The following is a 25,705-nucleotide window of genomic DNA, read 5'->3' on the forward strand; positions in this document are numbered from 1 at the left end:
GCCTCCTGATTGATTTCGCACGCGCCTTCGCGGTCATAGCCCTCCCTGCGCCTCTCCGGCAAGAGGATCGGACGGAGAAGGGGACGATGGGGGCCGTGACAGAAGACGAACGGCTTGCTAATTTTCTAAGCGACGCCGCGCTCAGGGATGCGCAGAATGTCCCGGAGGCGTCGCCGCTCCGACCGCAGACGCGAGTCCGCGCCGGAGGCCGCCGCCTCTATATAAGAATGAGGAAGCGCTTCAGATCCGTCGGATCGCCGAGCGCGCCAGGGAGGAGACAGCATGTCCACGACCAAGTCCGCCGATTCGCCGGACCCGAAAAGAGAGCCTCAGGCCGTCCCGACGCCCGCCGACGCCATCGAGGATCTCAGCGCCTTCGGCGAGAATCTCGCCACCGCCTGGACGCTCGGCCAACAGGCTTGGGCGCGCATGGCCACCGGCCAGAAAGGCCCCCTCACCGGGAGCGGCTCGCCGGCGGTGGATCCCTTCAACGTCATGCCCGCCTGGATCGAATTCGCGCGCGGCATGATGACCCGCCCCGACAAGGCCGCTCAGACGGCGATGAATTTCTGGACCGACTACGCCCAGCTCTGGCGGCAAAGCTGGATGCGGGCGCTCGGCGCCAAGCCCGAAGCCATGGCCTCCGCCAAAGGGGACAAGCGCTTCGCCGATCCCGCATGGACGGAGAACGCGCTCTTCGACCATGTGAAGCAGACTTACCTTCTGGCGGGGAATCATCTGCTCTCGACCATCGCCGACCGCGACGATCTTTCCGCCAACGAGCGCCAGAAGGTCGAATTCTTCATGCGGCGCTTCGTCGAGGCGCTTTCGCCGACGAATTTCTTCGCCACCAATCCCGAGGCTCTGCGCGAGACCCTCGCCCAGCGCGGCGAGAATCTCGTGCGCGGCATGCGCAACGTCATCAAGGACATCGAGCGCGGCGAAGGCACGCTCACCATCTCGCAGACCGACACCAGCGCCTTCAAGCTCGGCGAGAACATCGCCAACACCCCCGGCAAGGTGGTCTTCCGCAATGAAGTCATCGAGCTGATTCAATATTCGCCGACCACTGAAAAGGTCTATGCGCGGCCTTTGCTGATCTCGCCGCCCTGGATCAATAAATTCTACATCATGGACCTCGATCCCAAGAAGTCGATGGTCAAATGGCTGGTGGATCAGGGCTATACTTTGTTCATGATCTCCTGGCGCAATCCGGTTCCGGGCGGGCCTCGGCTCGGGATGGAGGAATATATCCGTCAAGGCTTCTTCGCCGCCGTGGACGCCGTGCTCAAGGAGACCGGGCGCAAATCCACGAACGTCGCGGGCTATTGCGTGGGCGGAACCATGGTGGCGACGGCTCTGGCCTATATGGCCAAGACCGGCGACGCCCGGGTCAACGCCGCCACCTTCTTCACCGCTCAGACGGACTTCGACCTCGCCGGAGACCTCAAGGTCTTTGTGGACGATAAGATTCTGGAATCCCTCCGCGATAAGATGGAGAGCGAAGGCGGCGTCCTCGATTCGCAATATATGGCGCAATCCTTCAACATGCTGCGCAGCTCGGATCTGATCTGGAGCTACGTCATCAGCAATTACATGCTCGGCAAGACGCCTTTCCCCTTCGACATGCTGTATTGGAACAGCGATTCCACCCGCATGCCCGCCAAGCTGCATTTCAACTATCTGCGCGATTATTACCGCGACAATCTGCTCAGCCGGGGCAAGCTCACGGTCTTCGGGCAAGAGGTGAATCTGGAGGAGGTCATGACGCCGATCTACTCCATCTCCACCCGCGAAGACCATATCGCCCCCGCCGCTTCGGTCTATCGGGGCATGCGCAAGATGGGCGGCGACGTGCGTTTCGTCTTGGGCGGCTCGGGGCATATCGCCGGAGTCATCAATCCGCCCGCCAAGAGCAAATACCAATATTGGACCCGCGAAGACGGCCAATGGCCCGAAACCCTCCCCGAATGGCTGGAGGGCGCGACCGAAACCGCCGGAAGCTGGTGGCCGGATTGGGATAAATGGCTCGCCTCTCAATCGGGCGAGCAGGTCGCGGCGCGTCCGCCGGGGCGCAAGCTCGGGGTGATCGACGAGGCGCCCGGCGCTTACGTGCGCGAACGCGATTGACCGCGCTGTTTTGAGCGGTGATTGTGACAAGACCGTCACGCTTGAGACCTCATCAAGCTGACGAAAGGCGAGGGCGCGCGCCGCCTTCGCCTCAAAAACATTTGGGAGAGGGAGACCCCTCATGCGTCACGTCTTCACCTGCGTCGCGGCCTCGGCGCTTTTGGCCGGCTTCGCGGGCTTCGCGCCCGCCGCCCATGCTCAGGAAGGGGCCGCTCAGGGGGCGGATCTCTTCACGCTGACCATCCTGCACACCAACGACTTCCATTCGCGGGTCGAGGCGATCAACCGCTTCGACTCCACCTGCTCCGCCGAGGAGGCGGGCAAGAACGAGTGCTTCGGCGGCGTGGCGCGTCTGGCTTCGGCCATCCGCATGCGCCGCAGCGAGCTGGACGCCGCCGGACGCCCCTATCTGCTGCTCGACGGCGGCGATCAGGTGCAGGGCACGCTCTACTACACCCATTACAAGGGCGCGGTCGAAGCCGAATTCCTGAAGGCTCTGGGCTATCAGGCCATGGCGGTCGGCAATCATGAATTCGACAGCGGCCCCCAGTCCCTCGCCGATTTCATCAAGAACTCCGGCGGGACGCCGATTCTCTCGGCGAACATCGTGCCGGATTACGAAGGCGCCTTGCGCGGGCTGATTCAGGGCTCGACCATCCTTGAGGCGGGCGGCCAGAAGATCGGCGTGATCGGCCTGACGCCCGAAGACACTTGGGAATTGGCCTCCACTGGCGAGGTGGCCTTCCTCGACGCCGTGGGGACCGTGCGCGGCGCCGTGACGGCTCTGACCGCCGCCGGGGTCGATAAGGTGATCCTGCTCTCGCATTCGGGCTATCACCGCGATCAGCAGATCGCCGCGCAGGTGCCGGGGATCGATTTGATCGTCGGCGGGCATTCCCACACCTATCTCTCCTCCAAGGAGCCCGCCGAGGGCGCTCAGAAGCCCGAAGGCGCTTATCCGACTTGGGTCGACTCGCCGGACGGCGGCAAAACCCCCATCGTGCAGGCCTACGCCTACGGCAAATATCTCGGCGAGGTGACTTTGGCCTTCGACGCCGCCGGAAACGTGGTCTCGGCCGAGGGCGAGCCGCTGCTCCTCGACCACAACATCCCCGAGGATAATGAATTCGCCGCCCGCGTGGCCGAACTCGCCAAGCCTCTGGAGGAGATCCGCAATCAGGTGGTGGCTCAGGCCGCCGAGCCCATCGACGGCTCGCGCGACACCTGCCGCGCCGGAGAATGCGCCATGGGCAACCTCGTCGCCGAGGCCATGCTGGCGCGCGGCGCGGCTCAGGGCGTGCAGATCGCGATCCAGAACGGCGGCGGACTTCGCGCCTCCATCGACGCGGGCGAGATCACCATGGGCGAAGTGCTGACGGTTCTGCCCTTCCAGAACACGCTGGCGACCATGCAGCTCAAGGGCTCCGAGATCGTGCAGTCTCTGGAATCGGGCGTCAGCCGCGTCGAGGAAGGCGCGGGCCGCTTCCCGCAGGTGGCGGGTCTGCGCTTCACCTGGACGCGCGACCGCCCGGCCAACGAAGGCCGGATCATCAAGGTCGAGGTCTCCGACGACGGGGGCGGCTGGAAGGCCATCGACCCCAACGCCTCCTATATCGTGGCGACCAACAACTTCATGCGCAACGGCGGCGACGGCTATGCGCTCTTCGCCTCCAACGCCGTGAATCCCTATGACTACGGCCCGAACATGGAGGATGTGACGGTCGAATATCTGCTCTCCCTCGGCGAAGCCTATGAGCCCAAGCTCGACGGGCGCATCTCCGAAGTGAAGTGAGCGGCCCATGTGCGGGCGGTTCTTCCTGACGCAAGGCCCCGCCGAATTGGCGGGGCTGGTTCAGGCGCGGCTCGATCCGGCCTTTGAGGAGAGGCCGGAGCTTGCGGCGCAGCGCTTCAACATCCGCCCGACGCAAAAGATTCCCGTCCTCCGGCGCGATGTGGAGGGCGGGCGGTTTTTGACGCCCATGCGCTGGGGCTTCATTCCGGCTTGGTATGAGGCGCCCGGCGCGGGGCCGCTGATCATCAACGCGCGCTCGGAGGGGATCGCCGAGAAGCCTTCCTTCCGCGAGGCCGTCCGCCGGACGCGCTGCCTCATCCCGACCTCGGGCTTTTACGAATGGACCGAAAGCGCAGGCAAAGGCGCAGAGCCTTGGCTCGTGCGGCGCAAGGGCGGGGCGCCCATGGTCATGGCGGGAGTCTGGCGGGAATGGACCGATCCGGCTTCCGGCGAGAAGCTTCAGACCTGCGCCATCGTCACCACCGAGGCCAACGCCGAACTCGCGCCGATTCATCATCGCTCGCCGCTCTGGCTGGCGCCGGAGCGCTGGGGCCTCTGGCTCGGCGAAGAGGGCCATGGCGCGGCGCGTCTGATGGCGCCGCCGCCTTTGGGCGAGATCGAATTCTGGCGCGTCTCGACGGCGCTCAACAAGCGCGACGCCGAGGGCGAGGATCTGACGGCGCCGCTCAAGGAGGAGGCCGAAGCTCCGGAGCCCCGGCCTCCCGATCAGGCGAGCCTCTTCTGAGGCTCAGCGGCGGGCCGGCCAAGGATCGTAGATCGGCGCGGGGCCTTTGGAGGGCGTCGCGGGGACAGGAACATAGACCGGCGCGGGCTGATGGGGCTGAACCTGAACCGGCGCATGCTGCTGCGGCCGGACCTGAACCGGCGCGGGCTGATGGGGCTGATGGGTCTGCTGTTTGCGGAAGGGATTGGCGCCGAAGCCCAGAGCCTGAACCGGCGCCCAGCCGTCCGGCCCGGCCTTGGCGAGCAGACACCAGTTTTCGACGCAGCGCCGGATCTCGAAATCGTCGCCGCGATTCAGCTGGCCGACGACCCGGTGATTCAGTCCGGGACCGGCGCGCAGGCTCAGGCCCTCCTTGACGTAGGCCGGGCCGGAACGGTCGTGGCGTTGCTGCGCGGAGGCCTCCGGCGCGAGGCTGAAGGAGAGAAGCCCGGCGCCCAGAAGGGCCAGGAGAGCGGCGCGATTCGGTTTCATATTCAAGTCTTTCGTGGTTCTTCCGGGGGCCTGAGGGCTTCGCCGGACGACATGTCCCGCCTTCTCGGGGAAGGCTGAGAGTGATACGGAGGATCTCCGGATTTCCGGCGCGGATTTTCGCGGAAAAAGCTCTGGGCGCGCCGGATCATCCGCCCGCCAGACGCATCATGGAGAAGGCGAAGGCCGCCTCCAGCCGCCGATCCGCTCTGAAACGCAGAAAGCCGAGCATGAGGAGGGCCCCATCCGGATGCTCGAACAAGAACGCCGTCGCCGCTTCCATGAAGATTCGGGCGGAGCATGGAGGCGGGTCGATCAATCAGACGAAGCGCGCGCTCCGTACTTTGGGCGCGAATTCAGAAAGGCGTCTCGTCGGATTTGGTCACGAAGCTGGCTTTGAGGCGCTTTTCATCGGCCTCGTCGAAAGCGACGGTCAAAGTGTCGGCCTCCACCGCGATGACCACCCCCGCGCCGAATTTCGGATGGCTCACCCGCTCGCCGGGCGCGAAGTTCGGCTTCGGCGCGGATTTGCGCGGCGCGGCGGGCAGGGGCGCCGCCTGTCTCGCCTGAGCCTGCATCCGCTTCCAGCCGGGCGAATCATAGGGATTCGAAGCCTGCCGCACTTGCTCTTGAAGCGGCGAGGGGCCGCCCGGACGCCAGGTCTTCGGCTCGACGTCGGTCACGCCATAGCCGCCCCCATATCCACCCCGTCGCGCCGCGCCGTAAGATCCGCCGTAAAGCCCCGGCGGAGTCAGAATCTCCATGACCGCGGGCGGCGTCTCGTCGATGAAGCGCGAGGGCAGGGCGGATTGCCATTGATTATAGATCCGCCGATTGGCCGCGAAGCTGATGTTGAGGATCTTGCGCGCCCGCGTCATGCCGACATAGGCGAGGCGCCGCTCCTCTTCGAGCCCCTGACGTCCGCTTTCGTCCAGAGAGCGTTGCGAGGGAAACAGCCCCTCCTCCCAGCCGGGCAGGAAGACCAGATCATATTCCAGACCCTTGGCCGCATGGAGCGTCATCAGCGTGAGGCGCTCGCCTGCGCCCTCGCCGTCGCGGGAGGCCTCCATGACGAGGCTCACATGCTCCAGAAAGCCTTGCAGGGTCGGGAAATCGCCGATGGAGCGCACCAGCTCCTTGAGGTTGTCGAGGCGGCCGGGCGCGTCGGCGCCTTTATCGGCCTTCCACATGGCGGTGTAGCCCGATTCGTCCAGCACCAGAGCCGCAAGCTCGGAAGGCGTCAGCTTTTCGGCTTCGGCCCGCCAGCGGCTCATGGCCTCGAAGAAGAGGATCAGAGTCCCGCGCGCCTTGCCGCCGATCTCGCCGCTTTGCGCCATCTTCAGCGCCGCCCGCGAGGGCGACACGTTGTCGAAGCGCGATTGCTGATGAATCGCCTGCAAGGTCTGCTCGCCGACGCCCCGGCGCGGCAGATTCACGATGCGCTCGAAGGCGAGGCCGTCGTCCGGCTGAGCGACCAGCCGCAGATAGGCGATGGCGTCGCGGATCTCCTGACGTTCGTAGAAGCGCGGCCCGCCGATCACCCGATAGGGCAGGCCGATGGCGAGGAAGCGCTCCTCGAAGGCGCGCATCTGATGCGAGGCCCGCACGAGGATCGCGGTTTGATTCAGACCGATCTTCGCCCGTCGCCCGAGTCCGGCCATATAGGCCTCGATCTCCTCGCCGACCCAGCGCGCTTCCTCGTCGCCGTCGTAGAGCCCCATGAGCCGGACCTTGGAGCCGGAGGGATTCTGCGTCCAGAGCGTCTTGCCGAGCCGCGCCTGATTGCCGGAGATCACCGCTCCGGCGGCGGCGAGGATCTCGGGCGTGGAGCGGTAATTCTCCTCCAGCCGAATGACCGTGGCGCCGGGGAAATCCTTCTCGAATTTCAGGATGTTGCCGACCTCCGCCCCGCGCCAGCCGTAAATCGACTGATCGTCGTCGCCGACCACGCAGATGTTCTTATGGCCGCCCGCCAGAAGCCGCAGCCAGAGATATTGGGCGATGTTGGAATCCTGATATTCGTCCACCAATAAATAGCGCAGCCGCTCTCGGAAGCGCTCCAGAACATCGGGGTGGCTTTGCAGGATGGTCAGCATATGCAGCAGCAGATCGCCGAAATCGGCGGCGTTCAGCGTGCGCAGGCGGTCCTGATAGAGCGCATAGAGCTTGGCGCCCTTGCCCTGCGCGAAGTCGTCGCCTTCGCCTTTGGGCAGCTTTTCGGGCGTCAGGCCGCGATTCTTCCAGCCGTCGATCAGGGCGGCGAGATTCTTGGCGGGGAATTTCTTCTCGTCGATTCCCTCCGCGAGGATCACCTGCTTGAGCAGCCGGACCTGATCGTCGGCGTCGAGAATGGCGAAGCTGGAGGTCAGCCCGACCAGCTCCGCATGACGGCGCAGCATCTTCGCCGCGATGCTGTGGAAGGTGCCGAGCCAGGGCATGCCCTCGACGGCCTCGCCGATGATCCGCCCGACGCGCTCGCGCATTTCGCGGGCGGCCTTATTGGTGAAGGTCACCGCGAGGATCTCGGAGGGCCGCGCCCGGCCCGTGGCGATCAGATGCGCCAGACGGGCGGTCAGCACGCGGGTTTTGCCCGATCCGGCGCCCGCCAGCACCAGCACCGGGCCGTCGAGGGTCTCCACGGCCTCGCGCTGAGGCTCGTTCAGCCCTTCGAGATAATCGCGCGGGATGGGGCCTCCCGCCTGCGCCAACTGCGAGAGGGGAATCCGCTCGGCGTAAGCCGCCAGCGGGTCGTCTTCGGGATCGAAAGGCCATTCGGTGCTCATGGCGCGGAATTTATAAACCTTTCGATCAAAAAGGGAACAGAGAAAAGCCCCTTTCAAGGCCCTTCAAGCCGGACGACCGCCCCTTCGGGGGTGGTCAGCAGGCCCTCGGCGCGGTCGAAACGCAGGTCCGCCAGACCGACCCCGCCCAGATGCGAGCGCAGGATTCCGGCGGGTTTGCCCTCGGCGTTGCGGATCTCGGCGCCTTCGGGGGCTTCGCCCTCGACGCGCACCCGCGCCAGACCTTTGCGCAATTCCGTCTTATGCTTCATGCGGGCGACGATCTCCTGCCCGACATAACAGCCTTTGCGGAAATCCACGCCATGGAGCCGCTCGAATCCGGCCTCCAGAATATAGCCCTCGCCGGAGATGAGATCCCGCCCCGAAGCCGGGATTCCCAAGGCCAGACGATGGGCGTCGTAATCTCCGGGCTCGGCTTGCGCGAGGGCCGCCTCCAGCGCGGGGAGGGCGCCGTAAAGCCGGGTTCCCAAAGCCGGATCGCGGGGGTCGGCGAGGCCGGGCTTCGCGCCCTCGCCCCAAAAAGCCGCGACGCCCTGATCCTCCTCGACGCGCAGCTTCAGCGGGCGGCGCAGCCGATACATGGTCAGGCGCTTGAGCAGATCCTCGATTTGCCCGGCTTCGGCGTCGAGGCGGAGATTCCCCCCGGCCCCCTCGAAGATCAGGAAATCCGCGAGATATTTGCCCTGCGGCGTCAGCAGCGCGGCGTAGACGGGCCGGTCCTGCGTCGCGCGCCGCACGTCGTTGCTCACAAGGGCGTTGAGGAAGTCGACCTGCTCGGCGCGCGGACCTTCGAGCGCCAGAATCCGGCGCTCGGGCAAGAGCGCGCCAAGGATCTTGTCTTGAAGCCTCGTCGTCACGCGGAAGTCTCCGTGATAGAAGCGCGCCAAATCAGGCGCATCAGGAGGCCGCATCATGGCGCAAAGCTTCGATCTCGTCATCAAGGGCGGAACGCTGGTCAATCACGATGGGATCGGCCTTGCGGATCTCGGGGTGAGGGACGGCAGGATCGCGGCCATCGGCGAGCTCGGCGGGGCCGCGGCGGCGGAGGTCCTCGACGCCAGAGGGCTGCATGTGCTGCCCGGCGTCATCGACACGCAGGTCCATTTCCGCGAGCCGGGGATGGAGGCCAAGGAGGATCTCGAAACCGGCTCCCGCGCGGCGGTCATGGGCGGCGTGACGGCGGTTTTCGAAATGCCCAACACCAAGCCCCTCACCACCACCCCGGAGGCCCTCGCCGATAAGGTGGCCCGCGCGAAAAACCGCATGTGGTGCGATTTCGCCTTTTTCTTCGGCGCCACGGCTCAGAACGTGGAGATGCTGCCCGAAGCCGAAATGCTGGAGGGCTGCGCGGGGATCAAGATCTTCATGGGCTCCTCGACGGGGGATCTGCTGGTCAGCGAGAGCGCCGACGTCCTGCGCGTGCTGCAAAACGGGCGGCGGCGGGTTTCGGTCCATTCCGAGGACGAGGCCCGCTTGCGCGAGCGGCTGCATCTGCGCCGCCCCGGAGATCCTTCGTCTCATCCCGTCTGGCGCGACCCCGAGGCCGCCCGCATGAACACCGAGCGCCTGATCCGCCTCGCCCGCGAGGCCAAGCGCCGGGTGCATGTGCTCCATATCTCGACCAAGGAGGAGATCCCGCTTCTGGCGGCGAATAAGGATCTCATCTCGGCGGAGGCGACGCCCCATCATCTGACCCTCGACGGAGACGAGGCTTACGCCCGGCTCGGGACTTTGGTTCAGATGAATCCGCCGGTGCGCGGCGCGGATCATCGCGACGCCATCTTTCAGGCGGTGCGGGACGGGATCATCGACATCCTCGGCTCGGACCACGCCCCCCATCTACGTGACGAAAAAGCCAAAGCTTATCCGGAATCGCCCTCGGGAATGACCGGAGTCCAGACCCTGACGCCGATCATGCTTGACCATGTGGCGGCGGGACGCTTGAGTCTGCAACGATTCGTCGACCTCACCAGCGCGGGGCCGCAACGCCTGTTCGACATCGCAGGCAAAGGCCGTCTCGCGGTCGGCTATGACGCCGACATCGCCCTCGTGGACCTCAAACAAAGCCGCCGCATTGAAGATTCTTGGATCGCTTCGCGATGCGGCTGGACTCCCTATCACGGCCGGACCGTCACGGGCTGGCCGCGCGGGACGGTCGTTCGCGGGCGCGTGGTCATGCGTGAGGACGAACTGATCGGCGTCGCCTCCGGCGCGCCGGTTCGTTTTCAAGAAGGATGGCTCGGATGACCTCCGCTCCTCAGACGCGCGACCCGCGCGATTCCGCCCAGCGCGTTCCGCGCGATCCCGACCAACCCATCAGCCTGCAGGCTCTGGGCTCCTCCCTCGGCTTCGGCGAGCTGGTCGCCATGCTCGCCACGATCATGGCTCTGGCGGCCTTCGCCACCGACATGATGCTGCCCGCTCTGCCGATGATCGGCGCCGACCTCAAGGCGCCGACCGAGAACGACCGGCAATTGCTCGTGCCGGTGATGTTTCTCGGCATGGCCTTCGCGCAGATCTTCTACGGCCCGATCCTCGACGCCTTCGGGCGCAAGCGCGGGCTCTACATCGGCCTGACGATCTTCCTCGTCGGAACCCTGACCTGCATCTTCGCGCCGAATTTCCAGATGATGCTGGTCGGGCGCCTGCTTCAGGGCGTAGGCGCGGCGGGGCCGCAGGTCATGGCCATGGCCGCGACCCGCGATCTCTTCGTCGGGCGCGGCATGGCGCGGGTGACCTCGCTGATCATGATGATCTTCATGGTGGTGCCGGTCTTCGCGCCGATGCTCGGGGCGCAGATCCTGCGTCATTTCGACTGGCATATGATCTTCTGGGTCTTCGCGCTGCATGCGCTGGTCGCCTGGATCTGGTCCTGGACGCGCCTGCCCGAGACTCTGCCGCCGGAGCGTCGCCGCCCCTTGTCCGCCAAGACCTCCTGGGCGGCCTTCAAGGAGATGGCCACGCATCCGGTCTCCATCGGCTACGTCATGGCGAGCGGCTTCATCTTCAGCTCTCTGGTGGCCTATCTGACGGCCTCCGAGCAGGTTCTCGGCGAGCTTTACGCATGGGGGCCGGATTTCGTCTATCCCTTCGGCGCGGGCGCGGTGGCCATCGGCTTGGCGAGCTTCGCCAATTCGAAATTCGTCGTGCGCTTCGGCATGCGCAAGCTGTCTCAGGCGGCCATGACGGTCTTCGTGATCCTCGCGGCCGTCGGGCTGATCCTCTCGCTGCTGAACGAAGGCAAGCCGCCGTTCTGGGCCTTCATGGCTCTGCTCTGCGGGCTGTTCTTCTGCTGCGGCCTGATCTTCGGCAATCTGCGCGCTCTGGCGATGGAGCCCATGGGCCATATCGCGGGCATGGCGGCGGGCGCCGGCGGCTCGATCTCGACGCTGGTCTCGGCGCTGATCGGCGGCGCGGTGGCGCGCGGCTATGACGGCTCGGTGACGCCCTTCTTCGCGGGCTTCGTCGGCTTGGCCTCGATGGCTTGGGTCTGCGTGATCTTCGCCGAGCGCGGACGCGCCCGGCTGGCTCAGGGCGCGCCCGGCGCGCGCTCCTGAAGGCTCACGCTCCGGGGGTCCGTCCGTAACGCTGGAGATCGGCCCCCTGAGCCCTCAACCAATCTTCGGCCCGCTCATGATCGGGCCGAAGACGCCGCACCAGAGCCCAGAAGCCGGGGCCATGGTCGAATTCGACGAGATGGGCGCATTCATGCGCCGCCACGTAATCGAGGATCTCCGGCGGCGCCAGAATCAGCCGCCATGAGAAGGAGAGCCCGCCTTTGGCGGCGCAGCTCCCCCAGCGCGTGCGCGGATCGCGCAGCGTGATCCGGCCCGGCGCGACGCCGAGGGCGCGCGCATGGCGTCCCACGGCCTCCGCGAGATCCTTGCGCGCCTCGGCCTTCAGCCAATCTCCCAGAACCTCCGCGAAGCCCTCCGGCGGGCCGGGGACGTGCAGCGTCTCCCGCGCCGCGAGGACCGGGCCTTTGCGCCGGAAGGGATCCAGCCTCAGCAGATGCGGAACGCCCCTGAGCGGGACGAGGCTCCCCGGCGCGAAGGGCGCAGGCCCCGGCGCGGCGGCGATCCGGGCCTTCAGCCAATCCCGATGCGCTCTGAGGAAGCGCTCCGCTTCGGCGCGGGTGGCGCGGGCGGGCATGGAGAGCCGCGCTTCGCCTGTGCCGCGCCCGACCCGCAAAATAAAGCGCCCCGCGTGGGAGGGGCGCAGGGCGACGTCGATTCCGTCGATATGGAGGGAGGCGGGGCGGAGGAGGGCGGGCGGCTGGGTCATGGCCCGAGCTTACCCCGCCGCTCCTCTGCGGGCGAGAGGGCTTGGAGCGCCTCCGGATCCTGCGGGATCGGTCGAAGGCTCCGGCCCTTCGTCCGGTCGCGTCTTCACGACGCGAAGCCGAGGAGGCTTCGTCGGGGAACGCTTCAGAGGCGGCCCTTCTCGCGGATGAAGGCGGCGACCTTCGGATAGATGTCGCGCCGCCAGCGGCTGCCGTTGAACTGGCCGTAATGGCCGACCTCGGGATGGGTGTAGGCCAGCTTGAGGTCGTCCGGCAGATTCGCGCAGAGATCCAGCGCGGCGTGAGTCTGTCCGGCGCCGGTGATGTCGTCCTTGCCGCCCTCGATGGTCATGAAGGCGACGTCCTTGATGGCCTGAGGCCGCACGGGGCGTCCGCGATGCTTCATCTCGCCTTTGGGCAGAAGATGGCGCTGAAACACCTCGTCGATGGTCTGAAGGTAGAATTCGGCGGTCAGATCCATCACCGCCAGATATTCGTCGTAGAAGGTGTTGTGCGCCGCCGCCGATTCGCCGTCGCCGCGGATGAGGTTGTCGAACTGCTTGCGATAGGCCGTCGAATGGCGTTCGGGATTCATCGCGAGGAAGCTCGAAAGCTGCAGGAAGCCCGGATAGACCGGACGCATGAAGCCCGCCCGCGGCCAGGGCACCCAGGCGATCACGTTCTTCTTGAACCACGAGAGCGGCTTGGAGCCGGCGAGGCGGTTCGGTTCGGTGGGGCTGACGCGAGTGTCGATGGGGCTGCCCATCATCACCAGAGCGGCGGGACGGAAGGGATTCTCATCCTCGCTCATCAGCGAGGCGGCGATCATCGAAGGCACGCCCGGCTGACAAACGCCCATCAGGGTCACGCCCGGCCCGATGATCTCCAGAAACTCGCGGAGATAATCGACGTAATCGTCGAGGTCGAAGCGTCCGGCGGCCAGCGGCACGTCGCGGGCGTCGAGCCAATCGGTGATGTAGACGTCATGCTCGGTCATGAGCGTCTCGACCGTGCCGCGCAGAAGGGTCGCGTAATGGCCCGACATGGGCGCCACCAGCAGGATCTTCGGATCCTGCGATTCGTCCACGCCCGCGCCGGTGCGGCGGAAGCGGATCAGATCGCAGAAGGGCTTATGCGTCACGATCTCCTCGGAGACCTGCGCCTCGACGCCGCGCACGTTCACGGTGGTGTAGCCGAAGAGAGGCTTGGCGTAGTATTTCGTGGCCGATTCGAAGATCTCCAGCATGGCCGAGGCGGCTTTATGCGGAGGCGAGCTTTGCCAGGGATTGCGCGGATCGTTCAGCAGGGTCCGTCCGTAGCGGGCGGCCTGACGCCAAGGCGCGATGGCGGTCTGGGCGAGTTCATACGCATGATAAAGCATTCGATTCGGCCTTCTCTCGCGGGGCGCGGCCTGAGGCGGCGGCGGCTGGATTTCGTCTCAGGACGGCGGGTCTCGGCGAATTTACAAAACTTTTCCGGAAATGACATATAATTATATTGCGCCGCAAACAATCCAACGGAAGGCGGGCTCCCCTTTCGCGCGCCGCGCTCCGGAGGCGGACGGGCCCTCCGCGCCTGATCCGCCGCGCCGCCCGAGCTCCCGGAGCCTCCGGCGGGCGCGCATCAGGCTTTGACAGCGCGGGCGGGATATGGCAAGCGACCGCGATTCCGATGGGGCCGACCTTGCGTCGGCCTCGACCGCTCAATTTTTGCAAACGAGGCGCCGAAAGCATGGCGAAACCGGAATGGGGCGTCAAAAGGCTCTGCACGAGCTGCGCCGCACGATTCTACGATCTGGGCCGCTCGCCCGCCGTCTGCCCCAATTGCGGCGCGACGCTGGACGTGGCCGCCGCTCTGCGGCCGCGCAAGCCCGTCAAGGCCGTGGTCGAGGATAAGTCCAAGATCCGCGACGAAGACGATCTGGAGGTCGCGGTCTTCGACGACGACGAAGAGGACGGCGTGCTCGACATCGACGAGGACGAGGACGACGCCGACGCCCCCGTGGTGCCGCGCGGCGAATCCAAGAAAGGCGGCGTGGACGACGAGGAGATGGAGGGCTTCCAGGTCATCGACCCGGACGCCGACCACTAAGCCCCGCCTGAAAAAGGGCGGGGAGAGAGGATTTCCGGCGCGGCGTGATTTTTCGCTTGCCTTCCCCTCGATCCCCCCCTATAGCTCCGGCCCACGCAGCCGGGGCCGCTTCGAAAGAAACGGCGAAGGGCGATGCGGCCGAAATTCAGACCCTCAAGGGTCGCGAGGTTCGGGGCCATAGCTCAGTTGGTAGAGCGCTTGAATGGCATTCAAGAGGTCAGGGGTTCGACTCCCCTTGGCTCCACCAGTCTCAAAAGCCGCGCGTCGGGATCGACGCGCGGCTTTTTCTTTTCCCCGAGACCGCGCTTCAAAAAACGACGCGCCCCTTTGGGGGGCGCGCGCGGCTCTTTTCCGAAGAATCGGGCGGACGAATCGGGCGAAGCTTCAGGTCAGTCCCGCCAGCGCCTTGAAAAGCTCCGATTGCGGAAAGGCCAGCAGAGCCCCCAGAGCGATGGCCGCGCCGTAAGGGGCGTGAGGCTTGTCCGTAGCCGCCAGACGGCGCAGCGAAGGCGAGGCCAGCGTGAGGATCGGCCAGGTCCGCGCCATGCGCCGCACGGCCAGCACCAGCAGGCTGAGCAGGGCCCCCAGAAGAGAGATGTAGACGGCCGCCGGGATCGAAGCCGAAGAGCCGATCCACAGCAAAGCCGCGGGCAGGAATTTGCCGTCCGCCGCGCCCCAGAGGCCCAGCGCGAATAAGGCGAAGCCGAAGACCAGCGCGATCAGGGCGGTCAGAAGATGGCCGCTCAGCTCCGCCCAGCCGAGGCCGCTGAAGGCGAAGGCGACGAAGAAGGCGCCGATCAGCCCCACCGAAAAGCGGTTGGGAATCAGATAGCGCGCCAGATCCGAGCCCGCGCCGAGCAGGAGAAACAGCGGAAAAGGCGTCGCGGCGAGAAGGGTGAGCGACATGCAGGCCTCCGGAACGCTTGTGAAAGAGGGGGAAAAAGAGAAGCGCCGCGCCGTCCTGCGGGGACGGGCGGCGCTCTGAACCTCTTCGGAGCCGGAGGGCGGCGAAGGCCGCCCCCCTGGCCGAGAAGGGGATTAGGTGATGCTGTCGGCGTTGGTCAGCTCGGTCGCGATGAAGTTGAACTTCGTGTCGAGGCTGCCGCCGAGGGCGCTGACCGCGCCGATGATCGCGACGCTGATCAGAGCGGCGATGAGGCCGTACTCGATCGCCGTGGCGCCGTCTTCTTCTTTCACGAAACGGGAGAACATGGTGCGCATCTTCAACTCCTAGATTTTAAGACCCGTCAGCGTTCTTGCGTCTGACAAGAATGAAATTAGCGCCCATGAATTAAGAGACTGTAATGTGCGATGGTTAACGCCAAATACTTACAGTGTAACCTTCGGTTTTTATAGTAAATTCTCAAGTAACTCTTGACGTTTCAGCGCGAGTTCTATGTATCGATACTTTCGCATTGAGCGAGTATTCTCGTAAGTCCTTGTTTTATATAGGGGAGATCCGGCGCGAATCTCCGCCGCGCCGGGGAGGAATCAGCCGCGCGAATCCATGATCAGCTTGTAGAGGATGAGCAAAAGCGCCGCGCCGACCAAAGCGCCCAGCAGAGCGAAGGCGACGGGCAAAATCACCTTGAGCGCCAGACCGCCGAGGAAGCCGCCCAGACCGCCTAAGACGGCGGCGATGACGGGATCCGCGTTGAAAACGCGGTTCTGAGCCGCGAACCAGCCGATGGCGGCGCCAAGCGCGACGCCGAGAATCACGATGAAGGACATAAGAGAGCTCCTTGGGGGGGCGGGAGCCTCCATATAACCCATTCTCGGCGCCGACGCAGCGGGCGCGCTCGGATCAGGCGCGGCTCTCCGGCTCGAAGGCCCCATCAAACCAGATCTCCAAACCAGATCTCCGATTCGCCGGAGCGCCTCCGCCGAGCCCGGTCGGCCGGAGATTCGGCGCTTGGTCGCGAAACGGCGGTCTAAGCTCTCGTAGGGGGGCGAGGAGGGATTCCGATTTATACTCGCATTGCGTGATTTTATTTTCATTTTAAACCTTAAGGTTTGTGTTTTCTGGATTGCGATCCTTGTAAAACGCCACTTATGGTTTATGAAACTGAAAAAGCACGCTATGATTGTGAATCAGGAGGGCGGGATGTCTAGGGTCCGGCGTATGGTTGTCATCTTGAGCGCGGTCCTGTCGGCCTCCGGGGCCTTCGGCCAGCCTGCGCGAAGCGCGCCGCAAGAAGTCGGCCCGCGGCTGGACATGGTGGCCGCCCAATTGGCGGGCGGCGGCTATCGCGAGCTGCCGCCGAGGAAGGGCGGCGCGCTGGATCATCGGAGGAGCGAGCGCCTCAACCTGAATCTGGAGGCGGGGCGCCGTTATGCGGTCGCCGTGGTCTGCGACGCCTTTTGTCGCGACGTCGATCTGGAGATCTTCGACCAGACCAACAATCGGCTCGCCGCCGACATGCAGGCGGGCCCCGCCGCCGTGGTGGAGTTCCGGCCGCGCTGGAGCGGGCCGGTCTCGGTGCGGGTGCGGCTTTATGATTGTCAGGCGTCGGTCTGCGCCTATGGGCTCGGCGCCTTCGTGCGCTGAGGCGCCTCGGAGGCAAGCGGGCGCCGGGCGAAGCCGGGCGCGGCGCCGAAAACACGGCCGAAAAACACGGCCGAAAAACACGAAAGCCTCGCGGCTCAGGGCCGCGAGGCTTCGCGCAACACGCCAGGGGGGCGGCGAGCTGTCTCTGGAATCTCAGGCGCTGGCGCTGGCGGCGGAGCTGGCCGGGGGCGGAGCGGGGGCCTTCTCGTCCTCGGGGTCGCGCAGCACATAGCCGCGGCCCCAGACGGTTTCGATGTAGTTCTCGCCTTCGGTGGCGGTGGAGAGCTTCTTGCGCAATTTGCAGATGAAGACGTCGATGATCTTCAGCTCGGGCTCGTCCATGCCGCCGTAAAGATGGTTCAGGAACATCTCTTTGGTGAGCGTGGTGCCTTTGCGCAGGCTCAGCAGCTCGAGCATCTGATATTCCTTGCCGGTCAGATGCACGCGCGAGCCGTCCACCTCGACCGTCTTGGCGTCGAGGTTCACTTTGATCTTGCCGGTCGCGATCACCGACTGGCTATGCCCCTTCGAGCGGCGCACGATGGCGTGGATGCGCGCGATCAGCTCGTCTTTGTTGAAGGGCTTGGTCATATAGTCGTCGGCGCCGAAGCCTTTGACCTTGTTCTCGGTGCCCGAGAAGCCTGAGAGGATCAGAATCGGCGTCGCGACCTTGGCCACCCGAAGCTGACGCAGAACCTCATAGCCGTTCATGTCCGGCAGACCGAGATCCAGCAGAATCAGGTCATAGTCGTAGAGTTTGCCGAGATCGACTCCCTCTTCGCCCATGTCGGTGGCGTAGACGTTGAAGCCCTCCTGCTTCAGCATCAATTCGATGCTGCGCGCCATGGCGCTATCGTCTTCGATGAGGAGAATGCGCATGTCGAAGTTCCTCGGCGTCGAGTCTCGTTAAGCTTTATCTTTGGACAAGCTAACGCGAAAAGGTAAAGAAACCCTGATTGCGCATCGCCGCCCCAGCGGTAAGGAAGGTAAACGGAAACACTGATCTTTGCCTATCCCCTAGAAGGTCAGGACGGAGAAATCACGACGAATGCGGTATTTTACGCATTAGGAAATATACCGTTAAGACTAACCTATCTCGCATGCTCCGAAATAACACGACTGAATTTCAAGCTTCGACTCCTGAAATCCGCCGCTCCGCGCGCCTGAAAGCGTTGTCCGATCCCTGGCGACCGGGCGGAGGCCCTCTTCTCTCCCGGGGTCGCGTCCGCACGCGGCGACGCCGTTTCGGCCGCGCTGAACGACGCCTTAAAGCCGCCCCGACAACATCCGCCGCGCCAGAGCCAAAGCGCTCGCGTTCTCGCAGAACTCCGCCGATTCCGGATCGGCGAAGCCCGCCAAAGCGAAGCCGCCCGCCGTCGCGCTGACCGGCCCGCCCAAAGAGGCGCCTTCCGGCACGCAGACGATCAGACGCCGCGCGCCCGTCCGCGCGAAGGCCGGAGCCCCCGAAAGGCCGGGGCCGGTCTCGCCGTCGGCCAGGCCGACGGCCTCGACGCCGCGGGCCTCGGCGAATTTGCGGATCGCCTCGGCGTCGGCGCCGGGGCGGGCTCCCAGCGGAGGCGGCAAAATCCAGGCGCAGCCGCCTTTCGCGCGGCCGCCCAGAGCCTCGCCCGCCGCCGCCAGATCGCGCACCGTCGTGAAGAAGGCGCCCGAGGCCTGAGCCGCCGCCGCGAGCTTCTCCTGCTCCGGCGAATCGCCCACGAGGATCACGCAGCCCGGCGCGCCCAGACGCGCCGCCCGCTCGGCCATCCAGCCGATCAGAGGCGCCGCCGGAGTCGGCGCGAGGCGCGGCAGAATCAAGGGGCGCTGAGGACGCGGATGCATCGGCTCGAAGCGCAGCGCGCAGGCGAGGCCGTCGGCGAGGGCCATTTCAAAAGGCGTGGTCGGCGCGCGCTCCAGAGCGGCTTCGAGGATGCGCTGGCTGAACTCCGGCGAAAAGCCGTGGGATTCGAGTATCGGCGCAAGCCGGCGCCGATGCGCCTCGCGCACCACGCCGCGGGCGAAGCCGCGCGGAGGCAGAAAGCGCGGCGGCGCGGGCGGCGGAACGGCGGCGGCGCTGGAGCCGAAGGAGAAGGGGAAAGCGGCCAAGGCGGGCATCCTTGATGGGGCGACGTCCGAGCTTTAGGCTCCGCCGGTGTATTTTCTCTGAAGCCGAAACGCCATGCGCGGGATTTCGGCTGGATTTAAGAGCGCTTAGGGAGAGGTCAGGAGGGGACGTCGCGATATTTCTGGATGCGCGTCGTGCGCAGCCCCTGCAGGCCGTATTTCTCGATGGCGCGGCTCCAGGCCTCATATTCCTCAAGGGAGAGGTTATAGCGCGCGCAAGCGTCGTCGATGCTCAACAGGCCGCCGCGCACGGCGGCCACCACTTCGGCCTTGCGGCGAATCACCCAGCGTTTCGTGTCCGGCGGCGGCAGATCGGCCAAGGTCAAACGTTGGCCGTCTGGGCCGATGATGTGCGGCCCACTCTGTTTCTGCTGCTGACTCATAAGCGGCGACCCCCATGACGTTCCTTGGCCACAAGGATAGGGGAGGAAAACTAAAATTCTGAAAACCAATTCAAAACAGGAGCTTAATCTACGGCGCACGAATTATGCGCCTGCGGAGCGATTGCAATTTCGCCGCTTTTCCCGCCCAAGGCGGCCTCAGGCGCCGCGCGCGGGAGACATCTCGGGCGCTGGAATCCGGCGCGGCGCTTTTGCCATTCCGCAGCTTGGGGAAAAGCTTTAAAACCCGCGCATGAACGCTTTCGATCCCGCCTCCGCCGCCTCTGAAGCCCCCGTCTCCGCGCCCGCGCCGGAGGTCGATCTCGGATTCGCGCCGCGTCCGCCGAGCGAAGTGCGCGTGGCGGCGGCCATGTCGGGCGGAGTCGATTCGTCGGTGGTGGCGGCCCTGCTCGCCAAGGCGGGCTACGACGTGGTCGGGCTGACCATGCGGCTTTACGATCATGGGGCGGCGCTGGCCAAGAAGGGCGCCTGCTGCGCCGGGCGCGACATCTACGACGCGCGCCGGGTCGCCGAGCAGAGCGGCTTTCCGCATTACGTCCTCGATTATGAGAATCTCTTTCGTCAGGCGGTGATCGAGGAGTTCGCCGACGCCTATCTGGCGGGCGCGACGCCGATTCCCTGCGTGCGCTGCAATCAGCGGGTCAAATTCGTCGACCTCATGGGGCTGGCGCGCGAGCTGGGGGCGGAATGCCTCGCGACGGGGCATTATGTGCGGCGGATCATGGGGCCCAACGGCCCGGAGCTGCATCGGGCCGCCGATCCGGCGCGGGATCAGAGCTATTTCCTCTTCACCACCACCCGCGAGCAGCTGGACTATCTGCGCTTTCCCCTCGGCGACCGCGAGAGCAAGGCCGAAACCCGCGCCATGGCGCTGGATCTCGGGCTTTGCGTGGCCGAGAAGCCCGATAGTCAGGACATCTGCTTCGTGCCTCAGGGGCGCTATGCGGCGGTGGTCGAGAAGCTGCGTCCGGGGGCGGCCTCGCCGGGGCCGATCCGGCATCTGGACGGGCGGATCCTCGGCGAGCATCAGGGCGTGATCCATTTCACCATCGGTCAGCGCAAGGGACTCGGAATCGGGGGCAGGGCCGGAGAGGAGACGGAGCCGCTTTTCGTGATCCGCCTCGACGCCGAGAAGCGCGAGGTGGTCGTGGGGCCGCGCGAGGCTCTGGCGACGCGCCGCGCTCCCTTGCGTGAAATCAATTGGCTCGGCGACGGCGAATTGGCCGATCTGCCGCCCGAAGGCGTGGAGATCCTCGCCCGGGTGCGCTCGACGCGCAAGCCGAAGCCCGCGATCCTGCGCGCGACGGAGACGGGCGCCCCCGGAACCCTTGAAGTCGAGCTTTTAGAGGCCGAGGAGGGCGTGGCGCCCGGACAGGCCTGCGTCTTCTACGCGACCGAAGGAACGCGGGTGCTCGGCGGCGGCTGGATCGCTAGAGGCTGATCTCCAGCGCCGTCTGAACCTTCAGCGCCTGCCGCGTCTCGGCCACGTCATGGACCCGCAGAATCTGCGCGCCCTGAGAGGCTCCATGCAGCGCCGCCGCCAAAGAGCCGGGGACGCGCGCCTTAGGGGCCGTCTCGCCGCCCAAAGCCCCGATGAAGCTTTTGCGCGAGACGCCCAGCAGGATCGGGCAGCCGAGGCCATGCAGCAGGCTCAGGCCGCGCAGCAGAGCGAGATTATGCTCCAGCGTCTTGCCGAAGCCGATTCCGGGATCCAGAATCAGCGCCTCGCGCGGGATCCCCGCCGCCTCGCAGACCGCCACGCGCTCGGCGAGATGGTCGCAGACGTCGAGCAGAGGATCCGCGTAATGCGGATCCTGCTGCATCTTCTGCGGCTCGCCCTGCGCATGCATCAGACAGACCGCGCCGCCCGCCCGGGCGTAATCCGCCGCGACGGCGAGGCTGTTCGGATCATGAGTCAGAGCCGAGACGTCGTTGAAGATCCGCGCCCCCGCCTCCAGAGCCAATCCGGCCACGGCGGCGTTGCGCGTGTCCGCCGAGAGCAGGGCGGGGGGCGGCGAATCCGGGCCGGGCAGAACCGGCGCGAGGCGGCTCCATTCGGCTTCCGGCGAGACCGGCGCCGCGCCCGGGCGGGTGGATTCCGCCCCGAGATCGAGAATATCCGCCCCCTCGACGATCATCCGCGCCATGCGGGCCTGAGCGGCTTGGGGCGCGTCATGCTCGCCGCCGTCCGAGAAGCTGTCCGGGGTGAGATTCAGAATGCCCATGATCCGCGGGCGATCCAGCTTCAGCCCCGATAAAGCCGCGCGCGGAGCGGTCAGCCGCGCGAAGACCGGCGCGAAATCCGCATATCGGCGGCGCGCCAGAGAAGCGGGCAGGATCTCCCTGCGCTGACGGGCGCCCTCGGGGCCGCGCTCCAGAACCTCCACCCAGGCGAAGCGCCGCCAGCCTCCGGCGAGGGGATGGCTCTCGGGGCCGGGCGACTCCGCGCCGCAGGGCAGGGGGCGAAAATAGAGCGTCACGCCGGAGACCTCCGCAGGCGAAAACAAATCCCCCCGCCGAAGCGGGGGGACAGGGAATCTCAGGCCTGAGGCGCCCATCCGCCGTCCGAAGGCGGGCGCGTCTTGGGCACCGCCAGCAAGGAGGGCTCGGGCTCGCGGCGGGCGGCCTCCTCGGCGGAGACGGCGGCGGCGGAGCCCGGAGGCGGGCGGTCCATCTTCTCGCCGCGCATCAGAGATTTGATCTCGTCGCCGGTCAGGGTCTCATATTCCAGCAGCGCCTGAGCCACGGCGTGCAGGGCGTCGATCTTATCCTTGAGGATCTCCTGCGCCTTCTGCTCGCCGATCTCGACGAAGCGGCGGACTTCATTGTCGATCATCATGGCGGTCTCGCCGGAGATGGAGCGCCGCGAAGCTCCGCCGCCCAGATAATTCTGGCGGTCGTCGTCATAGGCGATGGTGCCGAGATCTTGGCTCATGCCGAAGCGGGTGGCCATGGCCTCCGCGATGCGGGTGACCTGCTGGATGTCCGAGGCGGCGCCGGTGGTGACCTTATCCTCGCCGAAGATGATCTGCTCGGCGACGCGGCCGCCCATCGCCATGGCGATCTTGGATTCGAGCTGCTCGCGGGTCTGGGAGAGCTGATCGCGCTCCGGCAGAGACATCACGAGGCCCAAGGCGCGCCCGCGCGGAATGATCGTCGCCTTATGGATCGGGTCATGCGAGGGCACGCTCAGCGCGACCACGGCGTGTCCGGCCTCATGATAGGCGGTGAGGCGCTTCTCCTCCTCGGTCATGAACATCGAACGCCGCTCGGGGCCCATGAGCACCTTGTCCTTGGCGGATTCGAAATCCGTCATGGTGACGAGGCGCTTGCCGGTGCGGGCGGCCATGAGGGCGGCCTCGTTCACCAGATTGGCGAGGTCGGCGCCCGAGAAGCCCGGCGTGCCGCGCGCGATGACCTTCAGATCCACGCCCGGCGCCAGAGGCACCTTGCGCGCATGGACCGAGAGGATGCGCTCGCGGCCGTTGATGTCGGGGTTCGAGACCACGATCTGCCGGTCGAAGCGGCCCGGACGCAACAGCGCGGGATCGAGCACGTCGGGACGGTTGGTCGCCGCCACGAGGATCACGCCTTCATTGGCCTCGAAGCCGTCCATCTCGACGAGCAGCTGGTTGAGGGTCTGTTCGCGCTCGTCGTTGCCGCCGCCGTAGCCCGCGCCGCGATGACGGCCCACCGCGTCGATCTCGTCGATGAAGACGATGCAGGGGGCGTTCTTCTTGGCCTGCTCGAACATGTCGCGCACGCGGCTCGCGCCGACGCCCACGAACATCTCGACGAAATCGGAGCCCGAGATGGTGAAGAAGGGAACCCCCGCCTCGCCCGCGATGGCGCGCGCCAAGAGGGTCTTACCCGTGCCCGGAGGGCCGACGAGCAGGGCGCCTTTCGGGATCTTGCCGCCGAGGCGGGAGTATTTCTGCGGATCCTTCAGGAACTCCACGATCTCCTGAAGCTCGTCCTTGGCCTCGTCCACGCCCGCCACGTCGTCGAAGGTGACGCGGCCCTGCTTTTCGGTCAGCAGCTTGGCGCGCGATTTGCCGAAGCTCATGGCGCCGCGCCCGCCGCCCTGCATCTGGCGCATGAAGAAGACCCAGACGCCGATCAGCAGCAGCAAAGGCAGCCAGCCGACCAGAGTCAGCAGCAGCGGGCTGCTCTTCTGCGGCTCGACGCGGATCACCGCGCCGGATTTCTCCAGCCGCTCGATGAGCTGCGGATCGTCGGGCGGGGCGTAGGTGAGATAAGGCGCGTCGTTGTTCAGGCGTCCGGTGATGCGCTCGCCGTCGATGCGCGCCTCTTTGACGGCGCCCCGGTTGGCCGCCGCGATGAACTCGGAATAGGGCATGGGCGCCCCCGACTCGCGGCCTGAGCCCTGATCGGTGAACAAATTGACCAAGGCGACGACCAACAGGATGATCACCAGCCAAACGCCGAAATTGCGGAAATTGTTCAAAACCTGAGATCCCTCGAGTCGCGGCGACGGGACGGCCCGCAAGGGTCGCCCGACGAATCCGCTCATGGAAGCGCGTTCTGCAAAGATAGCGCGCCCGAGCCGAGGATCAACGCCTTCTCGCGCTCCCATGCCTGCGGAGGGGGCGAAAAACGAAACGCCGCCCCCGGAGGGACGGCGCGAAGCTTCACGAACCGGGCGCGCAGGCTCAGTTCTTGGCCTTGTCCACGAGCTTATTGGCGCCGATCCACGGCATCATCTCGCGCAGCTTGCGGCCGACGGCCTCGATTTCATGGGCGTCGTTGTTGCGGCGGGTCGCCTTGAAGCTGGCGAGGCCCGAGCGGTATTCGACCATCCAGTCGCGGGTGAAGCGGCCCTGCTGGATGTCCTCCAGAACGGCCTTCATGCGCTCCTTGGTCTCCTTTTTGGGGAGGATGCGCGGGCCGGAGACGTATTCGCCGTATTCGGCGGTGTTCGAGATCGAGTAGTTCATGTTGGCGATGCCGCCTTCGTAGATCAGATCCACGATCAGCTTCACTTCATGAAGGCACTCGAAATAAGCCATCTCCGGCGGATAGCCCGCTTCGGTCAGGGTCTCGAAGCCCGAGCGGATCAGCTCGACCACGCCGCCGCAGAGAACCGCCTGCTCGCCGAAGAGATCGGTCTCGCATTCGTCCTTGAAGGTGGTCTCGATGATGCCCGAGCGTCCGCCGCCGATGGCCGAGCAATAGGAGAGCGCCAGATCCAGCGCCTTGCCCGAGGCGTCCTGATGCACCGCCACGAGGCAGGGCACGCCGCCGCCCTTGACGAATTCGCCGCGCACGGTGTGGCCGGGGCCCTTGGGGGCCATCATGATGACGTCGACTTCGGCGCGGGGCTCGATCAGGCCGAAATGCACGTTCAGGCCATGGGCGAAGGCGATGGCGGCGCCGTCGCGCAGATTCGCGTGGATATGCTCGCGGTAGATGTCGGCCTGCAGCTCGTCGGGGGTGAGGATCATGATGAGATCCGCCCATTTCGCGGCGTCGGCCACGTTCATGACCTGAAGCCCGGCGGCCTCGGCCTTGGCGGCGGTGGGCGAGCCCGGACGCAGCGCGATCACGACGTTCTTCGCGCCCGAATCGCGCAGGTTCAGCGCATGGGCGTGGCCCTGGCTGCCGTAGCCGACGATCGCGACCTTCTTGTCCTTGATGAGATTCACGTCGCAATCGCGATCATAGTAAACGCGCATGGAAGGGCCCTTTTTTGAAATCCTCCGCCGCTCGCCGGGCGGAGCCCCCGAAATCCGCGAATCGCCCGCAGGGGGCCGAAATTCCGCGAAGCGCCCGCAAGAAGCGGGCTTTGCGCCTCGTAACCGAGGCGCGCGCGCCTGTCCAGAGCGCCGAGAGGCGGAGGCGCGGGCGCGGGCGGGGGCCCCGGCTCCGCGCAGGCGCGGCGCAGGCCCCCGCAGAAAGGGGAGTCTCTTCCGGGGGATGCGCCGCAAGCTGCGGTTTTCGCAAGGGCTTTCTAAGGATATGCTTTGCGCCGTCTACCGAATCGACGGCCCGGCGGCGGCCTTTCCGCCGCGCCTCAGGTTCCCAGATCAACAAGGAGCATCGAGCGATGCGTGGATTGACGGCTCTTGCAGCGATCTTCACTCTGGCCGCTTCGGCGGCTTCTCCGGCCTTCGCCCAAAGGGCGGCGGATCTGCCTCAGCCCTCGGCGGTCGAGGCCCTCGGCGCTTCGGCGGCCGAGGAGGTCAAGGCGCAGTTCCGCGGCCCCACCCGTCAGGCGGCTCAGGCTTTGAGCGCCCCAGAAGCCGCCGCGGCTTCCGCCGAAGCGCCTGCGGCCCCCGCGCCCGCCGCCGCCCCGGCCCCCG

General features: G+C 66.0%; 22 protein-coding genes, 1 tRNA gene and 1 pseudogene. 10 read left to right on the plus strand and 14 right to left on the minus strand.

Annotated features, from left to right (window positions below):
• Positions 1-282 precede the first annotated feature (282 nt).
• The 3 genes from B161_RS0102885 (at position 283) to B161_RS16430 (ending at position 4,667) form a co-directional block, all read left to right on the plus strand.
• Positions 283-2,130, plus strand: a complete 1,848-nt coding sequence (locus B161_RS0102885; RefSeq protein ID WP_018631852.1) for a PHA/PHB synthase family protein — start codon at positions 283-285, stop codon at positions 2,128-2,130.
• Positions 2,131-2,251: 121 nt separating this feature from the next.
• The gene (locus B161_RS0102890; RefSeq protein WP_018631853.1) at positions 2,252-3,922 is read left to right on the plus strand and encodes a bifunctional metallophosphatase/5'-nucleotidase; all 1,671 of its coding nucleotides are present in this window, start codon (positions 2,252-2,254) and stop codon (positions 3,920-3,922) included.
• 7 nt (positions 3,923-3,929) lie between these two features.
• Positions 3,930-4,667: an SOS response-associated peptidase gene (locus tag B161_RS16430; protein ID WP_018631854.1), complete on the plus strand. Its 738-nt coding sequence runs from the start codon at positions 3,930-3,932 to the stop codon at positions 4,665-4,667.
• Positions 4,668-4,670: 3 nt separating this feature from the next.
• Here B161_RS16430 and B161_RS0102900 read toward each other — a convergent pair whose 3' ends face one another.
• The 3 genes from B161_RS0102900 to ygfZ form a co-directional block, all read right to left on the minus strand.
• Entirely contained in the window at positions 4,671-5,138 is a 468-nt protein-coding gene (locus B161_RS0102900; RefSeq protein ID WP_018631855.1) for an SH3 domain-containing protein, read from the minus strand.
• A gap of 353 nt (positions 5,139-5,491) precedes the next feature.
• The gene (locus tag B161_RS0102910; RefSeq protein WP_040789159.1) at positions 5,492-7,918 is read right to left on the minus strand and encodes an ATP-dependent helicase; all 2,427 of its coding nucleotides are present in this window, start codon (positions 7,916-7,918) and stop codon (positions 5,492-5,494) included.
• Positions 7,919-7,971: 53 nt separating this feature from the next.
• Positions 7,972-8,769: a CAF17-like 4Fe-4S cluster assembly/insertion protein YgfZ gene (ygfZ, locus tag B161_RS0102915; protein ID WP_026310147.1), complete on the minus strand. Its 798-nt coding sequence runs from the start codon at positions 8,767-8,769 to the stop codon at positions 7,972-7,974.
• A gap of 73 nt (positions 8,770-8,842) precedes the next feature.
• Here ygfZ and B161_RS0102920 point away from each other — a divergent pair.
• Positions 8,843-10,183: pseudogene (locus B161_RS0102920) on the plus strand (dihydroorotase); the annotation flags it as partial.
• Positions 10,180-11,493, plus strand: coding sequence for a multidrug effflux MFS transporter (locus tag B161_RS16435; protein ID WP_018631860.1), 1,314 nt, complete (start codon positions 10,180-10,182; stop codon positions 11,491-11,493). The pseudogene B161_RS0102920 and the gene B161_RS16435, both read left to right, overlap by 4 nt.
• A 4-nt stretch (positions 11,494-11,497) precedes the next feature.
• Here the strand turns inward: B161_RS16435 and B161_RS0102930 are convergent, their stop codons facing one another.
• Positions 11,498-12,220 carry a M48 family metallopeptidase gene (locus B161_RS0102930; protein ID WP_018631861.1) on the minus strand — a complete coding sequence of 241 codons (723 nt, stop codon included), beginning with the start codon at positions 12,218-12,220 and terminating at the stop codon, positions 11,498-11,500.
• A 143-nt stretch (positions 12,221-12,363) separates the two neighbouring features.
• Positions 12,364-13,599 (minus strand): polyhydroxyalkanoate depolymerase, encoded by a 1,236-nt coding sequence (locus B161_RS16440; protein ID WP_018631862.1) that lies wholly within the window; start codon positions 13,597-13,599, stop codon positions 12,364-12,366.
• 350 nt (positions 13,600-13,949) lie between these two features.
• Here B161_RS16440 and B161_RS16445 point away from each other — a divergent pair, with 350 nt between their 5' ends.
• Positions 13,950-14,309, plus strand: coding sequence for a TIGR02300 family protein (locus tag B161_RS16445; RefSeq protein WP_018631863.1), 360 nt, complete (start codon positions 13,950-13,952; stop codon positions 14,307-14,309).
• A gap of 171 nt (positions 14,310-14,480) precedes the next feature.
• Positions 14,481-14,556 (plus strand) — tRNA-Ala (locus B161_RS0102945).
• Positions 14,557-14,693: 137 nt separating this feature from the next.
• Here B161_RS0102945 and B161_RS0102950 read toward each other — a convergent pair.
• The 3 genes from B161_RS0102950 to B161_RS0102965 all read right to left on the minus strand — a co-directional run bounded on the left by B161_RS0102950 (position 14,694) and on the right by B161_RS0102965 (position 16,040).
• Positions 14,694-15,215: an A24 family peptidase gene (locus tag B161_RS0102950; protein ID WP_018631864.1), complete on the minus strand. Its 522-nt coding sequence runs from the start codon at positions 15,213-15,215 to the stop codon at positions 14,694-14,696.
• Between the two features lie 132 nt (positions 15,216-15,347).
• Entirely contained in the window at positions 15,348-15,530 is a 183-nt protein-coding gene (locus tag B161_RS0102960) for a Flp family type IVb pilin (RefSeq protein WP_018631865.1), read from the minus strand.
• 270 nt (positions 15,531-15,800) lie between these two features.
• The gene (locus B161_RS0102965; protein ID WP_018631866.1) at positions 15,801-16,040 is read right to left on the minus strand and encodes a hypothetical protein; all 240 of its coding nucleotides are present in this window, start codon (positions 16,038-16,040) and stop codon (positions 15,801-15,803) included.
• A gap of 391 nt (positions 16,041-16,431) precedes the next feature.
• On the opposite strand from B161_RS0102965, the gene B161_RS18520 reads away from it, so the two are divergent.
• Positions 16,432-16,857 carry a hypothetical protein gene (locus B161_RS18520; RefSeq protein WP_018631867.1) on the plus strand — a complete coding sequence of 142 codons (426 nt, stop codon included), beginning with the start codon at positions 16,432-16,434 and terminating at the stop codon, positions 16,855-16,857.
• A gap of 153 nt (positions 16,858-17,010) precedes the next feature.
• Here B161_RS18520 and ctrA read toward each other — a convergent pair whose 3' ends face one another.
• From ctrA to sciP, 3 genes are all read right to left on the minus strand, one after another.
• The gene (gene ctrA, locus B161_RS0102975) at positions 17,011-17,736 is read right to left on the minus strand and encodes a response regulator transcription factor CtrA (protein WP_018631868.1); all 726 of its coding nucleotides are present in this window, start codon (positions 17,734-17,736) and stop codon (positions 17,011-17,013) included.
• A gap of 387 nt (positions 17,737-18,123) precedes the next feature.
• The gene (locus tag B161_RS0102980; protein WP_018631869.1) at positions 18,124-18,963 is read right to left on the minus strand and encodes a hypothetical protein; all 840 of its coding nucleotides are present in this window, start codon (positions 18,961-18,963) and stop codon (positions 18,124-18,126) included.
• A gap of 116 nt (positions 18,964-19,079) precedes the next feature.
• Positions 19,080-19,364, minus strand: coding sequence for a CtrA inhibitor SciP (gene sciP, locus B161_RS0102985; protein ID WP_026310148.1), 285 nt, complete (start codon positions 19,362-19,364; stop codon positions 19,080-19,082).
• Positions 19,365-19,614: 250 nt separating this feature from the next.
• On the opposite strand from sciP, the gene mnmA reads away from it, so the two are divergent.
• Positions 19,615-20,823, plus strand: a complete 1,209-nt coding sequence (gene mnmA / locus B161_RS0102990; RefSeq protein WP_018631871.1) for a tRNA 2-thiouridine(34) synthase MnmA — start codon at positions 19,615-19,617, stop codon at positions 20,821-20,823.
• On the opposite strand, the gene folP is transcribed toward mnmA, so the two are convergent.
• From folP to ilvC, 3 genes are all read right to left on the minus strand, one after another.
• Positions 20,813-21,862: a dihydropteroate synthase gene (gene folP, locus B161_RS0102995; RefSeq protein ID WP_026310149.1), complete on the minus strand. Its 1,050-nt coding sequence runs from the start codon at positions 21,860-21,862 to the stop codon at positions 20,813-20,815. The genes mnmA and folP overlap by 11 nt on opposite strands.
• 59 nt (positions 21,863-21,921) lie before the next feature.
• Positions 21,922-23,850, minus strand: a complete 1,929-nt coding sequence (gene ftsH / locus B161_RS0103000; protein ID WP_018631873.1) for an ATP-dependent zinc metalloprotease FtsH — start codon at positions 23,848-23,850, stop codon at positions 21,922-21,924.
• A gap of 205 nt (positions 23,851-24,055) precedes the next feature.
• On the minus strand, positions 24,056-25,078 hold the full coding sequence (gene ilvC, locus B161_RS0103005; protein ID WP_018631874.1) for a ketol-acid reductoisomerase: 1,023 nt from the start codon (positions 25,076-25,078) through the stop codon (positions 24,056-24,058).
• A gap of 371 nt (positions 25,079-25,449) precedes the next feature.
• On the opposite strand from ilvC, the gene B161_RS19710 reads away from it, so the two are divergent.
• Positions 25,450-25,705 (plus strand): hypothetical protein (locus B161_RS19710; RefSeq protein ID WP_018631875.1); only part of this gene is annotated, 256 nt, incomplete at its 3' end.

It is taken from the genome of Neomegalonema perideroedes DSM 15528 (genome assembly GCF_000374145.1).
Lineage (GTDB): Bacteria > Pseudomonadota > Alphaproteobacteria > Rhodobacterales > Rhodobacteraceae > Neomegalonema > Neomegalonema perideroedes.

Bases quoted from the DNA above. Each gene is read 5' to 3' on its own strand.
- B161_RS0102885 (WP_018631852.1), top strand. From the start codon at position 283: ATGTCCACGACCAAGTCCGCCGATTCGCCGGACCCGAAAAGAGAGCCT.
- B161_RS0102890 (WP_018631853.1), top strand. From the start codon at position 2,252: ATGCGTCACGTCTTCACCTGCGTCGCGGCCTCGGCGCTTTTGGCCGGC.
- B161_RS16430 (WP_018631854.1), top strand. From the start codon at position 3,930: ATGTGCGGGCGGTTCTTCCTGACGCAAGGCCCCGCCGAATTGGCGGGG.
- B161_RS0102900 (WP_018631855.1), bottom strand. From the start codon at position 5,138: ATGAAACCGAATCGCGCCGCTCTCCTGGCCCTTCTGGGCGCCGGGCTT.
- B161_RS0102910 (WP_040789159.1), bottom strand. From the start codon at position 7,918: ATGAGCACCGAATGGCCTTTCGATCCCGAAGACGACCCGCTGGCGGCT.
- B161_RS16435 (WP_018631860.1), top strand. From the start codon at position 10,180: ATGACCTCCGCTCCTCAGACGCGCGACCCGCGCGATTCCGCCCAGCGC.
- B161_RS0102930 (WP_018631861.1), bottom strand. From the start codon at position 12,220: ATGACCCAGCCGCCCGCCCTCCTCCGCCCCGCCTCCCTCCATATCGAC.
- B161_RS16440 (WP_018631862.1), bottom strand. From the start codon at position 13,599: ATGCTTTATCATGCGTATGAACTCGCCCAGACCGCCATCGCGCCTTGG.
- B161_RS16445 (WP_018631863.1), top strand. From the start codon at position 13,950: ATGGCGAAACCGGAATGGGGCGTCAAAAGGCTCTGCACGAGCTGCGCC.
- B161_RS0102950 (WP_018631864.1), bottom strand. From the start codon at position 15,215: ATGTCGCTCACCCTTCTCGCCGCGACGCCTTTTCCGCTGTTTCTCCTG.
- B161_RS0102960 (WP_018631865.1), bottom strand. From the start codon at position 15,530: ATGCGCACCATGTTCTCCCGTTTCGTGAAAGAAGAAGACGGCGCCACG.
- B161_RS0102965 (WP_018631866.1), bottom strand. From the start codon at position 16,040: ATGTCCTTCATCGTGATTCTCGGCGTCGCGCTTGGCGCCGCCATCGGC.
- B161_RS18520 (WP_018631867.1), top strand. From the start codon at position 16,432: ATGGTTGTCATCTTGAGCGCGGTCCTGTCGGCCTCCGGGGCCTTCGGC.
- ctrA (WP_018631868.1), bottom strand. From the start codon at position 17,736: ATGCGCATTCTCCTCATCGAAGACGATAGCGCCATGGCGCGCAGCATC.
- sciP (WP_026310148.1), bottom strand. From the start codon at position 19,364: ATGAGTCAGCAGCAGAAACAGAGTGGGCCGCACATCATCGGCCCAGAC.
- mnmA (WP_018631871.1), top strand. From the start codon at position 19,615: ATGAACGCTTTCGATCCCGCCTCCGCCGCCTCTGAAGCCCCCGTCTCC.
- ilvC (WP_018631874.1), bottom strand. From the start codon at position 25,078: ATGCGCGTTTACTATGATCGCGATTGCGACGTGAATCTCATCAAGGAC.